Origin of the sequence: Paucibacter sp. B51 (assembly GCF_027863535.1) — a bacterium.
GTDB classification, from domain to species: Bacteria; Pseudomonadota; Gammaproteobacteria; order Burkholderiales; family Burkholderiaceae_C; genus Paucibacter_A; species Paucibacter_A aquatilis.
The window spans coordinates 251189-265791 of sequence record NZ_JAPIVN010000001.1; the positions used below are offsets into that span (position 1 = coordinate 251189).

Annotated in this window: 10 protein-coding genes; 4 read left to right on the forward strand and 6 right to left on the reverse strand. The window is 65.2% G+C overall.

Annotated elements, in window-relative coordinates; genetic code table 11:
* The first annotated feature begins 245 nt into the window (after window positions 1-245).
* Window positions 246-869 (forward strand): PEP-CTERM sorting domain-containing protein, encoded by a 624-nt coding sequence (locus OOB33_RS01040; RefSeq protein ID WP_271007303.1) that lies wholly within the window; start codon window positions 246-248, stop codon window positions 867-869.
* Between the two features lie 89 nt (window positions 870-958).
* Here OOB33_RS01040 and gshB read toward each other — a convergent pair whose 3' ends face one another.
* Both gshB and OOB33_RS01050 read right to left on the reverse strand, forming a co-directional pair.
* On the reverse strand, window positions 959-1909 hold the full coding sequence (gene gshB, locus OOB33_RS01045) for a glutathione synthase (RefSeq protein ID WP_271007304.1): 951 nt from the start codon (window positions 1907-1909) through the stop codon (window positions 959-961).
* A gap of 42 nt (window positions 1910-1951) precedes the next feature.
* Window positions 1952-3127 (reverse strand): benzoate/H(+) symporter BenE family transporter, encoded by a 1176-nt coding sequence (locus tag OOB33_RS01050; RefSeq protein ID WP_271007305.1) that lies wholly within the window; start codon window positions 3125-3127, stop codon window positions 1952-1954.
* A gap of 73 nt (window positions 3128-3200) precedes the next feature.
* Here OOB33_RS01050 and OOB33_RS01055 point away from each other — a divergent pair, with 73 nt between their 5' ends.
* Window positions 3201-3983: a class II glutamine amidotransferase gene (locus OOB33_RS01055; protein WP_271007306.1), complete on the forward strand. Its 783-nt coding sequence runs from the start codon at window positions 3201-3203 to the stop codon at window positions 3981-3983.
* A gap of 41 nt (window positions 3984-4024) precedes the next feature.
* Here OOB33_RS01055 and OOB33_RS01060 read toward each other — a convergent pair whose 3' ends face one another.
* The 3 genes from OOB33_RS01060 to OOB33_RS01070 all read right to left on the reverse strand — a co-directional run bounded on the left by OOB33_RS01060 (window position 4025) and on the right by OOB33_RS01070 (window position 11111).
* A complete protein-coding gene (locus tag OOB33_RS01060; RefSeq protein ID WP_271007307.1) occupies window positions 4025-5908 on the reverse strand; it encodes a potassium transporter Kup in 1884 nt (627 codons plus the stop codon).
* A 42-nt stretch (window positions 5909-5950) separates the two neighbouring features.
* The gene (locus OOB33_RS01065) at window positions 5951-8092 is read right to left on the reverse strand and encodes a S9 family peptidase (RefSeq protein ID WP_271007308.1); all 2142 of its coding nucleotides are present in this window, start codon (window positions 8090-8092) and stop codon (window positions 5951-5953) included.
* A gap of 112 nt (window positions 8093-8204) precedes the next feature.
* Complete coding sequence (locus tag OOB33_RS01070) at window positions 8205-11111, reverse strand: TonB-dependent receptor plug domain-containing protein (RefSeq protein ID WP_271007309.1); 2907 nt, start codon at window positions 11109-11111, stop codon at window positions 8205-8207.
* Between the two features lie 134 nt (window positions 11112-11245).
* Here OOB33_RS01070 and OOB33_RS01075 point away from each other — a divergent pair, with 134 nt between their 5' ends.
* Entirely contained in the window at window positions 11246-12220 is a 975-nt protein-coding gene (locus tag OOB33_RS01075; RefSeq protein WP_271007310.1) for a LysR family transcriptional regulator, read from the forward strand.
* Window positions 12221-12369: 149 nt separating this feature from the next.
* On the opposite strand, the gene gshA is transcribed toward OOB33_RS01075, so the two are convergent.
* Window positions 12370-13665, reverse strand: coding sequence for a glutamate--cysteine ligase (gene gshA, locus OOB33_RS01080; RefSeq protein ID WP_102769269.1), 1296 nt, complete (start codon window positions 13663-13665; stop codon window positions 12370-12372).
* Window positions 13666-13833: 168 nt separating this feature from the next.
* Between gshA and OOB33_RS01085 the strand changes: the two genes are divergently transcribed.
* The gene (locus OOB33_RS01085; RefSeq protein ID WP_271007311.1) at window positions 13834-14244 is read left to right on the forward strand and encodes a response regulator transcription factor; all 411 of its coding nucleotides are present in this window, start codon (window positions 13834-13836) and stop codon (window positions 14242-14244) included.
* The last annotated feature ends 359 nt before the right edge of the window (window positions 14245-14603 follow it).

Sequence of the window (14603 nt, forward strand, 5' to 3'; positions counted from 1 at the left end):
CTGCCGCAGCATAAACGCGCGGCACCGGGTCTGCTGGCGAACGCCGGTTGGCGCCTTGCTGCATGTGCCAATCCGGATCCGGGGCCTCCGGACAGCTCACCAATTCAAGGGGGATCGACCCTGGACTTCGTGAACTGGATCACGGATTTCAACACACCCCCCGCAGCTACACGATGGCCCGTTCGGCATGCCATCCCTAGGATTCGCGGCGTTGCACCAATACCACCTGAATACCAGGGATCCCCATGAACTTTCGTCTTCTCGCCCTCAGTGCCCTGCTTGGCCTGAGCAGCGCCGCCAGCTTGGCTGCCCCAGTCACCACCGTCGATTTCAGCGACTTCAGCGCCAACACCTTGCGCAAGGCCGTCAAGTCCGTGACCGAAGAGGGTTTCACGGTCAGCAATGACTGCGCCAACATCAAGTCCGGCCGCAAGCCCCTGGAGACCTGCCTGATGAGCGACGCATCGGGTCGTGGCAACAAGCGCAATGTGTTCGCCTACAACGTCTTCAACGCCAGCACCACCACCCTGGCCCGCGAAGACGGCCACAGCTTCAACTTCGAAAGCATCGATCTGGATGAATACCTGAACCTGCCAAGCTCGTTGTTCAGCGACTATTCGATCGACTTCAGCTTCAGCTACGCCGACGGCAGCCGCGCGAAGAAAACCGTCCAGCTGGACCGCCGGACCGGCTTCCAGACCTTCCAGCTGAATGAGCGCAATCTGCTCAACGCCAGCTGGATCTCGTCCAAGAGCGTCTACTTCGACAACCTGAAGACCAGCAACGTCCCCGAGCCCGCCTCCCTGGCCCTGACCCTGCTGGCCCTCGGCGGCCTGGCATACAGCCGCCGCAACAGCAAGCGCGCTTGAACTCAGGCGGCTTGAGGCCGCCTTGCTTCACTCGCCTGCCAAGAGCACCGTCAGCCCAGGCTGCACGGTGCTTTTGTTTTTGGGCGGCGTCAGCCCGCCAGCGCGCTCTCCAGCGCGTCGATGAACATGGCGGCCACGTCAAAGCCGGTCTGGTCGAAGATTTCCTGGAAGCAGGTCGGGCTGGTGACATTGACTTCGGTCAGGTGCTCACCGATCACATCGAGGCCCACCAGCAGCAGGCCGCGTGCCGCCAGCAGCGGGCCGACGGCTTCAGCGATCTCACGGTCGCGCGCGCTGATGGGTTGGGCCACGCCCTTGCCGCCCGCCGCCAGATTGCCGCGCACCTCGCCCCCCTGCGGAATGCGCGCCAGGCAGAAGGGCACGACCTTGCCGCCGATCACCAGCACGCGCTTGTCGCCGTCCTTGATGGCGGGCAGATAACGCTGAACCATGACGGTCTCGGCGCCGTCCTTGTTCAGAGTCTCGATGATGGCGCCCAGGTTGAGGCCATCGGCACCGACGCGGAAGATGCCCATGCCGCCCATCCCGTCGAGCGGCTTGAGGATGATGTCGCCCTGCTCGGCATGGAAGGCGCGGATGGCCGCCTCGCTGCGCGTGACCAAGGTGGTCGGGCAGAACTGCGGAAACTCCATCAGCGCCAGCTTCTCGGGATGGTCGCGCAGCGCGGCCGGCTTGTTGAAGACACGCGCGCCCTCGCGCTCGGCCTGGCCCAGCAGATGGGTGGCGTAGAAGAACTCGCTGTCGAACGGCGGGTCCTTGCGCATGACGATGGCGTCGGTCTCGGCCAGCACCAACTCCTGGGTGGCCAGCACCTCAAACCAGGGCGAGGTCTGGCCGGTCAGCGCAATCGCGCGCGCCTGGCGCGCCACCACGCGGCCGCCGCTGCGCCAGACCAGATCCTGCGGCTCGCAAGCCCAGATCTGGTGGCCACGACGCAAGGCCTCGCGCATCATCACAAAAGTCGTGTCCTTGTGGATCTTGAAGGACTCCAGGGGATCGGCAACGAACAGCAGTTTCATGGGGATGCACTCACACAAAAAGGGGCAAAAAACAAATCGGGGTCAGGTCTTGCGCAGCTTCTGCACGGCGAGAGCGGCCGAGCCGGCCACCAGACCCCAGAAGGCCGCGCCAATGCCCAGCAGACTCAGGCCCGAGAGCGTGACGAGAAAGGTCAGCATGGCCGCATCGCGATGCTCAGGCTCGGCCAGGGCGCTGTGCAGGCCGCCGGCAATCGTGCCCAGCAAGGCCAGGCCGGCCACGGCCGCCACCAGCTCGCGCGGAAAGGCCACCAGCAGCCCGACGACGGCGCCGCCCGCCAGGCCCAGGGCAATGTAGAACAGGCCGGCCGCCATGGCCGCGGTGTAGCGGCGGGCCGGGTCTTCATGGGCCTCGCGGCCCATGCAGATGGCGGCGGTGATGGCCGCCAGATTGAGCGCATAGCCGCCAAACGGTGCCAGCAGCAGGCTGGCAGCGCCGGTGGCCGCAATGCTGGCCGACACCGGCGTGCGGTAGCCTGCCGCGCGCTGCGCCGCCACGCCGGGCAGATTCTGCGAGGCCATGGTCACCAGGAACAGCGGCAGGCCCACGCCCACCAGGGCAGCAAGACTGAACTGCGGCGCGGTCCAGACCGGCGCGGCCCAGGCCCATTCGACGGCATCCAGGTGCAAGCGCCCTTGCAGCGCCGCCACGGCCACGCCGGCCAGCAGCACGCCCGGCACGGCATAGCGAGCCCAGAAACGCCGGCCCAGCAGATAGGCCGCGGCCATGACCAGCACCAGCTCGGGCGCGCTCTTGACCGTCAGCACCGCATCGAGCCCGAAGCGAGCCAGCACACCCGCCAGCAAGGCCGCAGCCACGGCCAGGGGGATGCGGTCCATCAGGCGCTCGAACCAGCCGGTCAGGCCGAAGAGCAGGATCAGCGCAGCGCAGAACAGGAACGCGCCCACCGCCTCCGGCATGCTCAGGCCCGATGTGGCGGCCAACAAGGCCGCACCGGGCGTGGACCAGGCGGTCAGGATCGGTTGACGCGACCACCAGGACAGGCCCAGGCTGGTCAGCCCCATGCCCAGGCCCAGGGCCCACATCCAGGAGCTGGTCTGAGCCGGGGTCGCGCCGAGCGCTTGCGCGGCCTGAAAGACGATGGCCACCGAGCTGGTGAAGCCCACCAGCACGGCCACAAAACCGGCCACTGCCGTGGACAGGGAAAGATCCCGGAACCAGTCGTTTTTTGTCTGCATGCCCGCAGCATAGCGGGCTGCCTGCGCCCTTGTTGTGGCAAGCTCAAGACCGGACTTTGACGCCACTGCCGCCATGTGCCGTTTTCTTGCCTACCTCGGTGACACGATCTTTCTCGACGAGCTGGTGTGCAAGCCCCAGCACTCCCTGGTGCGACAGTCCTTGCGCGCCGATCAGGCCAAGGCCGTGACCAATGGCGACGGCTTCGGTATCGGCTGGTATGGCGAGCGCGAGACCCCGGGCGTCTACCGCGAGGTGATGCCGGCCTGGTCGGACGAGAACCTGCTGGCCCTGTGTGCCAATGTACGCTCGCACCTGTTCTTCGCCCATGTGCGGGCCGCCACCGGCACCGGCATCGCGCGGCAGAACTGCCACCCGTTTCACTACGGGCCTTACCTCTTCATGCACAACGGCCAGATCGGCGGCTATGGCCAGATCCGCCGCGCGATGGAAGCGCGATTGCCCGACCACCTCTACGCCCAGCGCAAGGGCGCCACCGATTCGGAGCTGCTGTTCCTGCTCATCATCGCCCGCATGGAGATGGGCGAATCGGTGCCCGATGCGGTCAACCAGGTGCTCAACGAAACCCTGGCCATGATGCAGGTGCTGCAGATCCACGAGCCCCTGCGTTTTGCCGCCGCCCTGGCCGATGGCGAGCAGGTGCATGCCTTCCGCTTCTCCAGCGACAAGCGCGCGCCCACGCTCTATATGCGCGAAGCGAGCGAGGCTGAGGGCGGACGCGGCCTGGTCGTGGCCTCCGAGCCCCTGGCCGACGAGCAGCAAGGCTGGGAGCTGATTCCCCAGGGCATGGTGCTGCGCCTGGGGCGCGAGGGTTTCAGCCGGCTGGCGCTGGGCTGAGGGGCGCTGCCCCGAGCCGGCCGCACGGGCCGGCACTGCGATCAGATCTCGACCTTGGAACCCAGCTCGACGATGCGGTTGGTCGGCAGGTGCAGGAAGTCGGCCGCGGCGGCCGCGTTGCGGTGCATGCTGGCGAACAGTTTTTCGCGCCACAGCGCCATGCCGCTGCCAATCGTCGGGATGACGATGTCGCGCGAGAGGAAGTAGCTGGTTTCCATCTCGTCGAGATGCACGCCGTTCTGCTCCAACATCTTCAGCGCATAGGGCACGTCAGGCTCGTTCTTGAAGCCGAAATGAAGGCTGACGGCCCAGCAGGCATTGCCCAGCGGCTCCACATGGACCCGCTTGTCGAAGCCCACCCAGGGCACTTCGTGGTGCTTGACCGTGACGAACAGATTCTGCGCATGCAGGACCTTGTTGTGCTTGAGGTTGTGCAGCAAGGCGTTGGGCGTCACACCGGCCTCGGCGGACAGGAACACCGCCGTGCCTTCGACACGCTGCGGCGGGCTGAGGAACACGGCCTCCAGGAAGCTCTTGAGGTCAATCGCGTCCTCGCGCAGCTTGCTGCTGAGCAGGCGCCGGCCCTGCTTCCAGGTCAGCATCAGGGTGAACATGCCGATGCCGATCATCAGCGGGAACCAGCCACCGGCGAACAACTTGAGCAGGTTGGAGCCGAGGAAGATCACATCGATGATGAAGAAGAAACCGGTGGCCAGCAGGCACAGCGGCAGCGGGTACTTCCAGCCGTAGCGGATGACGAAGAAGGTCATGACCGTGGTGATGGTCATGTCGATGGTCACCGCAATGCCATAGGCACCGGCCAGCTTGCTGGACGAGCCGAACAGCACCACCGCCAGCACGATGAAGACGAACAGGCCCCAGTTGACGAAGGGCACGTAGATCTGGCCTGTGTCACGCACGGAAGTGTGCAGGATGCGCATGCGCGGCAGGATGCCCAGTTGCACCGCCTGCTTGGTGACCGAGAAGGCGGCCGTGATCAGGGCTTGGGACGCCACCACCGCGGCGCAGGTGGCCAGGATGAAGAGCGGGATCTCGGCCCAGGCCGGCGCCAGATTGAAGAAGGGGTTGCTGACCGAGGCCGGCTCGTCCAGCAGCATGGCACCCTGGCCGAAGTAGTTGATCACCAGCGAAGGCATGACGATGCCATACCAGGCGATGCGGATGGGCTGCTTGCCGAAGTGGCCCAGGTCGGCGTAAAGCGCCTCGCCGCCGGTCACCACCAGCACCACGGCGCCCAGGGCCACGAAGGCCACCCATTTGTACTCCAGGCAAAAAGCCACCGCATAGGCCGGATTGACCGCCACCAGCACATGCGGGTTGGCGATCACATGGGGCAGGCCCAGCAGGGCCAGCGCGGCGAACCAGAGCAGCATCACCGGACCGAAGGCCTTGCCAATGCCGCCGGTGCCAAAGCGCTGCACGGCGAACAAGCCCGCCAGCACCACCAGGGTCATGGGCAGGATGGCGTCATGCAGCTTGGGCGCGTAGACATCGATGCCCTCCACGGCACCCAACACCGTCATGGCCGGTGTGATCACCGCATCACCGTAAAAGATGGCGGTGCCGAACAAGCCCACCAGCATCAGCACCCGCCGCAAGCGCGGGCTGCTGTTCACCGCATTGGTGGCCAGGGCCAACATGGCGATCAGGCCGCCCTCGCCGTTGTTGTCGGCGCGCAGGATCAGCAGCACGTATTTGAGCGAGACGATGATGGTCATCGTCCAGAACAGCAGCGAGAGCACGCCGAGGATGTTGTCCGGCGTGGTGGCGACATGGCCCCCGTGGAAGACTTCTTTGAGCGCGTAGAGCGGGCTGGTGCCAATGTCGCCGTAGACGACGCCCAGAGCACCGAGGGTCAGGCCGGCCAAGGCGGAGGGCGAGCGGGCCGTGTTGGAAGAACTCACGTGTTGTTGCAGCGCGCATGCGGCGCTGGCGAGCCAAAAGCGCTATTTTGCGCCTGCTTTGCTGCGCTGCGTCAAAGCTGATGAAACATCGGCATCAGTCGCCACAGACTGGGCATCGGGCCCGGTATCAGGCGGCACCGCCGCCAGCGTCTGCTGCACAAAGGCCACGGTGGCGCTGAACAGATAGTCGCGGTTCTCGGCCCGGCTGAAGCTGTGGCCCTCGTCCTCGGCCGTCAGGAACCACACCGGTGTGCCCGCCGCCCGCACCGCCGCCACCATCTGCGTGGCCTCACCGTAGGGCACGCGCGGATCGTTGCGGCCATGGATGATGAACAGCGGCTTGCGCACCGCTGCGGCTCGGCTCAGGGGCGAGATGCGCTGCAGAAAAGCGCGCATATCCGGGTCGCGCTCGTCGCCGTACTCGGCGCGGCGGTTGTCGCGCCGGTAGCTCTCGGTGTTCTCGAGAAAAGAGACGAAGTTGGCGATGCCGACGCGGCAGATGCTGCCGGCAATGCGGGCCGATTCGCGCGTGGCCACCGCCAGGGACATATAGCCGCCATAGCTGCCGCCCGAGACGATGACGCGGCGCGCGTCCATTTCGGGCCGGGCGGCGATCAGGTCCAGCAAGGCGCTGATGTCACGCACGGCATCCTCACGCTGGCGGCCGTTGTCGAGCTTGAGAAAGCGCTGGCCAAAGCCCTCGGAGCCCCGCACATTGGGCAGGATCAGGTGCATGCCCAGGGTCTCAACCAGGTAGCGCAGGCTGCCCGACAGGTGCGTGGGCCGCGCCTGCGAGCTGGGACCGCCATGGATGCTGATCAGCACCGGGCGCGGCCCTTTGAACTGCGGCGGCGGCGCGACATGCAGGCCGCTGATCTCCAGGCCGTCAAAGCTCTGCCAGCGCAGCGGGGCGTATTCGGGCAACCACACCCCGGCCTCTGGTTCGGCCTCCCGGCCCGACCAGGCTTGCAGGCCGGCGTCCTCCGGCGACCAGCTGACGATGCGCCCCGGGCTGCTCGCCGAGCTGTGGTTGAAAGCCAGCAAGGGCAGGCGCGGGTGCCACTGCGGGCCCTGGATCACGCCGGCCGGCAGCTCGGCCGCCACCCGCTGCAGCGGCGGCTCGCTGCCCGGCCGCGCCAGGCGCAGCACCGACACGCCCGCCTCGTTGTGCACCAGGGCCAGAGGCATGGCGCTGCCCGGCGGCGGCACAGCCAGGGCTTCCAGATCGCCGGCCAAGGCGGGCAGCTTCACCGCCTGGCGCTGGCCGCTGTTCAGACGCAACAGCACCAGCTGGCGAAAGTCGCCACCCAAAGCCTGGCGCTGCAAGAGCACATCGTCTTCGCGCAGCTCGGCGCCGCCAGGGGCGCCCAGGGCCTGGCCGCCGGGCGGGACGGCGGCTTCCAGATCGAAGCGCAGGGTCTGGCTGCGCCCCTGGCGGGTGTGCAGGGCCACCACCGTGCCGGCGGTGCTGACGCGCAGATCGGTGTAGCGGCCACCGACGCTGTCGCCGAGCAGGCGCGCGCTCTCGGGCCGCAGCGGGTCCATCCAGAACAGCTGGCTGCGGGCGCTGCTGGGTTGCGCCGACGGCGAGGGGGTCGACTCCGACACCTCATCACCCTCGGCGTCCACACTCGCCTTCGGCGCCGGGCTGCGGCGGCCATCGAGCGGGTCCAGCACATAGACCAAGCCCTGCCCTTGCGGCAGGAACTGAAAAGCGCTGACGCGCGCGCCGTCTGGCGTCAGCGCCAGAGGCTCGGCGAGTGCGTCCCGCCTGGAATCGGTGGGCTGCAGGCGGTAGAGCCGGAAGGCCTCATCGCCCCCACGATCGCGGCTGAACACCAGGTACTCGCCGCGCTGCGGCTCCCACTGCGCGCTGTCCACCCGCTCGCGGCCGCCGGTCAGCGGCTGCGGGCGCGCGCCGGGCTCGGCCAGCCGGTGCAACTGCTGGCTGCCGCCGGCGCTGGCCAGCACCAGCATCTCGCGCCGCTGCGGGTGCCAGCCGAGAAAGCGCAGCACCGGCGCCTCGGCGCGGGTCGCTGCCTGCACACGCTCCAAGGCTGGCAGCCCATCGGCCTGCAGGCCGGGCGGCGGCAACAAGGGTCGGGCCGTGGCCGGGGCCAGACAGCCCAAGGCCAACCACAGCAAAGCGGCGAAACAAGACCGGGTTTTGAAATGCAGCCCCATGGCTCAAGACCCTCAACAATAGAAAAAGGGGCGGCTGCCTGCGCAGCGCCCCTGAAACCGACGCGGCCACAGCCGCGTTCGGGACTGATCGACAGGTCGATCGAAGGTCGGTTTACTTGAAGCTGTAGCTCGCGCTCAGCGAAAGGCTCTGCCCCGCAGCGCTGTGCTGACCTTTGTCCCAACCATACAGGTCAAAGGTGGGCGAGTAAGGCGCCTTCTTGTCGAACACATTGAGCACCGTGGCCCGCACGTTCAAGCCCTTCGTCAGCTGCACGCCCATGCCCAGGTCCAGCGTCGTCAAGGAAGCGACACGGCAATCACCACCCAGGGCTGCCATCTGATTGGCACTTGCTGCGTAGCTTGGGTTGCAGGTGTCACGCACGCCCGTCAGGGTGTTGTAGCGCGGCAGACCCATGCTGTGGAGGTAGTTCACAGCGGCCGTGACCGTCACTTTGTCCAGCTTGTAGCTGGCGTTGACGCGCGCCTTGTACTTCGGCAGATCATCAGCCATGGAATCGTTGATGTCGACCATCGGCAGACCCTTGTCCCGCTGGAAACGATAGCTGTGCACATAGCCCAGGAACAAGCTCGAATTCAAGCGCCCGCCGTTCTCGAACGTGGCTCGATGTGTCAACTCAAGATCGGCGCCTCGCACCTGGGTTTGACCCAGATTCAGGTACTTGCGCTTGACGAGGGCAATGCGCTCGGTTCCGGGAATGACCTTGCCTTGCGCATCTTTCAAGGCCGTCGTTGAATCGGCGCTGCGGATCACATCGTTGGCGTAGCTGAGATCACCGTTTTCATACAGTCGCTGCAGCACATCGCTGGAACTCAGGCGATCCACCTCGTTCTTGCGAGTGATCTGGTACACATCAAAGGTGCCGTTGAGAGAATCGAACGGAGCGAACACCAAACCGAGTGTGTAGCTGCGTGATGTCTCGGGGCGAAGTGCCGGGTTGGCCACAATAAAGGCCGCAATCGTGCGCGAGTTGCCGCTGCTCGCATTGCGATTGCATTCATTTGCCAGTTGGGAGTCATAGCCGGTAGCGCCAGGAATCTTGGCAGGCAGGCCATCAGTGCCCAGCGGGCAGCGCAACGCGTCACGCCAGGTTCCGATGGACTGGAAGCTCGTGACCGAAGACTCGGACATCTGACTCAAGCTGGGCGCACGAAAACCCGAAGCCGCCGTACCGCGGACGGCGAAGGTCTTCATGGGCGTCCACTTGAAACCCAGCTTCGGTGTCGTCGAGTTGCCAAAGTCGCTGTACTTGTCGACACGAACGGCCGCTTCCAAGGACAGAGACTGAAGAACCGGGGCCACAACCTCGGCAAAGGCCGACGAGACCTGACGGGAACCATTCGCCTTGGAGCCGCCCCGGCCGACAAAGTTGCCGGCATCCAGGTCGGCATCGGGGATCATGGAAATGCTCTCGCGACGATGTTCCAGACCCAAGGCCAGGCCTGCCATGCCACCAGCCAGGCGCCCGATCTCACGGCTGCCCTTGAAGTTCAGGATCGAAACTTTGGTCTCGCCAGTGTTGGTCGATGTCGGGCTGATCTGAGCCAGTAGCTCCGGGCTGTTTTGTCCGCCAAAGCGGTACTTGTCCAAAGCAGCCTGAGCCTTCAGCGAATGGATCATGCCGGTTTCCACCTCCTCCCGCTTGGACTTGTTGTACAGGCCTCCGCCGTTCCAATCCCAGCCGAAGTGGCTGCCACTGAGGTCCAGCACCAAACGCACATCGTCTTGATTCACGCGGCTGTCGCGCGGAATGTCGCCCAGCCGCGCACTGGTCAGCACGCGCAGCTTGTTGTTCGGATCAGCCTGGAACAAAGGGTTGTCCGGGTGATTGGCCGCCATCACATGGCGGAAGGTACGGCGGTTGCCCTTGGGATCGAACCATTCGCTCAGGCCCGAACCCAAGGTGGCGAAGCCCGATGAGCTGACGTATGAGTTCTCGATCCGAGAGAAAGCGGCTTCGACCGAAGCGTTGAGGTCCTCGGAAATCCAGAAGTTGCCACGAGCAAACAGCTTGGCGCTCTTGGACGGATCAGTGAAGCGCTCGTAGATGCTGGTGTCCATGGCGCAGGCTGGCGCCCCGTTGGCCAGAATCGTGGTGCTGAGCTGAGAAGGGGCCGGGCAAGACTTGGGCACGAGAGGCGTCGTCGTGTTGTATGCGCCGGTCCCGACCCCGGTTTCCCGCCAGAAGTTGGGGGCGAATGTGATGGCGCTGTCCGGACGATAGATGTCACCCGGCAAGCCTGTGGTGGCCGAGGTCGAAGCGAGTTGCCACTCCTCGTACGAAATGCCATCCAAACGGCTGACAGGGGTTTCACCGCGGCGGGACAGGTCCAGCCCAACCATCACGTTGAATCGCTGCTGCACCAGATCCCCAAAGCCACCAAACAAGCTGGCGGTGGAGGACGTGAACCCTCCGGACGTGGCACCCGAAGTGCTCAGCTTGCCTTCAAGGCCCTGGTACTCCTTCTTCAGGATGAAATTGACCACGCCGGCGATGGCATCCGAGCCATAGACAGCCGATGCGCCATCTTTGAGCACCTCAACCCGCTCGATCGCGGCCAAGGGGATGTTGTTCAGGTTGTAAAGCGTCGACTGCCCGGCGTTGGGATTGGCGGTTGCGGTGGCAGCCATGCGCCGGCCGTTGATCAAGGTCAGCGTCGACGCGGAACCCAAGCCGCGCATGGAGACAGTCGCCACGCCTTCGGAAAAACTGGTGGACGTCGAATCCACCTGGCCGCCACCTGTCACGGCTGGCAGCAAACGCATCAGGTCGGCGACGCTGGAGGCGCCCGATCGCGCAATGTCTTCAGCACTCAGGATTTGAACTGGCGAGGCGGTTTCCTTGTCAACCCGCTTGATCGACGAGCCCGTCACTTCAATGCGCTCCAGCTTTTCAGTCGAGGCCACAGGCGCGCCTGCTGTGCCAGAGCTTTGGGCTTGAACGGACGCGGCCAAACTGAAAACGGCCAGGGCAATGAGGTGATGACGCTGCTGTTGCACGAAGACTCTCCAACGGTTTTTTGATGGGATGGGTGGCTTGGCACCAGGCTTTGGCGGCCTGGCGTCAGGGCTCACGCCAACCATAGAAGCGCGTCACAAAATCGACATGAGTAAAGGTTTGTTAAAGTGAAAAAATGGTTATCTCCAGCGTGCCCAAGGCCCTTCCCTCTGCCCCTGAAGCCGCTGACAGCTTTGTTCGCAAGCGCCTGAGCCTGCGTCATTTGCGGGTGCTGCAAGCGCTTTCTGAGGCGGGAAGCCTGGGCGCAGCGGCCGATGCCCTGCATGTCACCCAACCCGCGGTCAGCAAGGCGCTGAGCGAAATCGAGCAAGGCCTAGGACAAACCCTGTTCGTGCGTCGCGGACGCAGCTTGCGCGCCACAGCACTGGGCGAACGGCTGATCCAGCTGGCCAAAAAACTCGATGCCGACCTGCATCGAGGCGGCGGCGACATTGCCTCCATCGTGCGCGGTGCCTCGGGTGAATTGCTGATCGGCGCCACCAATGCCGCCCTGCCCCAGGTGCTGCCGGACGCGATGGCAGCGATGAAGCTGGAGTACCCCCACATCACCCTGAGCGTGCGCACCCATGCCCTGACCGGGCTGATCAACGAGCTGCGCGAAGGCCGACTCGATCTCGTGGTGGCGCGCATCCGCCCGCATGAGGCGCCGCCCGACTTGGAGCCCCTGTGCCTGATCGCCCAGCCCGAAGTGGCGGCCATCAGCACCGTGCACCCACTGGCCAAGACCAGCCACAAGCTGGGCTGGGACACGCTCAATCAGCAGGCCTGGATCTGGCCCCTGCCCGGCACCCGCTCGCGCAGCCTGCAGGATCGGCTCTGGCATGACATGGGCCAAACCCTGCCCACCAATCTGGTGGAAACCGGCGATGTCATGCTGACCCTGAGCCTGCTCAAGCGCATGCCCATCCTGGCCCTGCTGCCCCAGCATGTGGCCAAGCTGGCGGCGCAGAACGGCATCGCCAAGATCCTGCCCCTGGAGGCTGATCTGGGTCTGGCCGACCTGACCCTCTGGCATCTGCGCGAGCCGCAGAGCGAGGTGGTGGAGCGGTTCAAGCAGCTGATGCTGGAGGCCAGCCAGAAGCTCGGCTGAAACACCACACCTACTCGAAGCGCCTCGTTTTTGTAGCGAGCGCCTGGCAGGCTAGGCGGACGGAGCACAGGAACCGGAACGTACTTCCTGTACGTGAGGATTCCGAGCACCGGACCAACGACGCATGGCAGGCGCGCAGTAAAAAACGTTCAAGCGTAGACCTCGGCTTCGGGGTCGGTGAGCTCCAGCTCATAGCTCGCCGCCAGCATGGCCAGGCGGGCAATCACGCCGTACATGTAGAAGCGGTTCGGGGCGCTGGCGCCGGGCTTCTCGCCCGGGCGCGGCAGCTGCGAGCTCTGCGCGAAGGCCAGGGGCACAAAACTGGAGCCCGGAGCGTTGAGGTTTTCGTCGGCGCCGCGGTCGGCATGGATGCGGTAGAAACCGCCCACCACGTAGCGGTCCATCATGTAGACCACCGGCTCGGCCACCGCGTCGTTGACGCGCTCGTGCGTGACCACGCCCTCTTGCACCAGCACCTGGTGCACTTCCTGGCCGTCCTTGATGACACTCATCTTGTTGCGGCTGCGGCGGTTCAGGTCGACCAGTTCCTTGGCATCGCGCACCGTCATCACGCCCATGCCGTAGGTGCCGGCATCGGGCTTGATCACCGCGAAGGGCTTCTCGTTGATGCCGTATTCCTTGTACTTCTTGCGCGTCTTGCTGAGCACCAGGTCAACCTGCGCCTGCAGGGCTTCCAGGCCCTGGCCTTCGCTGAAGTCCACGCCTTCGACCGGCACCGACATGGGATGGATCAACCAGGGGTCCATGCCCAGCAGCTTGCTGAACTTCTTGGCCACTTCTTCATACGCCTTGAAGTGCTGGCTCTTGCGGCGCAGCGCCCAACCCGCATGCAGGGGCGGCAGCAGATACTGCTCATGCAAATGCTCCAGCACGCGCGGCACGCCGGCGGACAGGTCGTTGTTGAGCAAGATGGTGCAGGGATCGAAATCCTTGAGGCCCAGGCGCCCGCGGTTGCGCACCAGCGGCTCCACCGTCAAGCTGGAGCCATCGGCAAGGTTCAGCGCGGTCGGCTCAGTCACGTCCGGGTCCAGCGTGCCCAGGCGCACGTTCAAGCCGGCTTGCGTGAAGATGCGTTTGAGCGTGGCGACATTGCTCAGATAGAAGGTGTTGCGGGTGTGGTTCTCGGGGATCAGCAAGAGGTTCTTGGCCTCAGGGCAGATCTTCTCGATCGCGGCCATGGCGGCCTGCACCGACAGCGGCAGCATGTCCGCCGTCAGGTTGTTGAAGCCACCGGGAAACAGATTGGTGTCCACCGGTGCCAGCTTGAAGCCGGCGTTGCGCAAATCCACCGAGGTGTAAAACGGCGGCGTGTGCTCCATCCATTCCAGGCGGAACCAGCGCTCGATGGCGGGCATGGATTCCAGGATGCGCTGCTCCAACTCGTTGATGGGGCCGGTCAGCGCGGTGGTGAGGTGGGGAACCATGTGCGAGGGTCTCGGGTCGGGCCGGAAATGCGGCGGTTCAGGGGCGAGCGTTTCGATTCTAGGAGGGAGCATGTGGGGACAGTGGCGCCAATGCCAAGTCCTGCACGGGAAAAGTTTCCGGCAGGCGATATGCTTGTCGGTGACACAGCCGAGGATTCCGCCCGCGCGATGAAGAAAGCCAAGATTCTGATCGTCGAGGACCAAGCCGACATCCGCCGACTGATCCGCTGGGCCCTGGAGGACACTGGCCACCAGCTCTACGAAGCGCCCAATGGCAGCCTGGCCCTGGACCTGGCCCGCACCATGCAGCCGGACCTGGTCTACCTCGATGTGATGATGCCCGGTGGTATCGATGGGGTGGAGGTCTGCCGCCAGATGCGCGCCGACCCCAAGCTCGCCCAGGCCCTGATCGTCATGCTCACCGCCGACGCCGGCCAAGCCACCAAGACTCGCGCCCTCGAAGCCGGTGCCAACTTCTTCCTCGCCAAACCCTTCAGCCCCGCCAAACTGCTGGAACTGACCGAGGTGCTGATCAAGAAGCGCCAACAGCAAAGCGCCCCGCCCGATTCGGGGCCATGAGGTCACGGGCTTCAGCAGCGCTCAGGTCGGACGCAGGACCGGATTCGGCACGAAGTTGTCTTTGGTTTTGCTCGTGAGGCCCTGCAGCCCGCGCCGCCACCGGGCTCATGGTTCCGGGGTCGGCCCTGGCGGGCCGACTTCCCTGCGCTGCTCGCGCCTCGGGGCTGGCGCATAACTCACTTCGCTCCCTGCGTTCGCTTCGTTCAGACAGAAGCGCCAAGTCAGAAATTGAAGCGCGCGTGACCGCGCGCGCCCCGAGGCGCTGTGCTGCTCGGCCCTTCACAAATCGCCCGGCAGCGGCACGGGCTGCAGGGCGCTTGCATCGCGGTCGATGTGCCTCATCAACGGTGGAGCACGCC

Coding starts and splice junctions, on each gene's coding strand:
- OOB33_RS01040 (WP_271007303.1), top strand. CDS start 246: ATGAACTTTCGTCTTCTCGCCCTCAGTGCCCTGCTTGGCCTGAGCAGC.
- OOB33_RS01065 (WP_271007308.1), bottom strand. CDS start 8,092: ATGGGGCTGCATTTCAAAACCCGGTCTTGTTTCGCCGCTTTGCTGTGG.
- gshA (WP_102769269.1), bottom strand. CDS start 13,665: ATGGTTCCCCACCTCACCACCGCGCTGACCGGCCCCATCAACGAGTTG.
- OOB33_RS01075 (WP_271007310.1), top strand. CDS start 11,246: ATGGTTATCTCCAGCGTGCCCAAGGCCCTTCCCTCTGCCCCTGAAGCC.
- OOB33_RS01085 (WP_271007311.1), top strand. CDS start 13,834: ATGAAGAAAGCCAAGATTCTGATCGTCGAGGACCAAGCCGACATCCGC.
- OOB33_RS01050 (WP_271007305.1), bottom strand. CDS start 3,127: ATGCAGACAAAAAACGACTGGTTCCGGGATCTTTCCCTGTCCACGGCA.
- OOB33_RS01055 (WP_271007306.1), top strand. CDS start 3,201: ATGTGCCGTTTTCTTGCCTACCTCGGTGACACGATCTTTCTCGACGAG.
- gshB (WP_271007304.1), bottom strand. CDS start 1,909: ATGAAACTGCTGTTCGTTGCCGATCCCCTGGAGTCCTTCAAGATCCAC.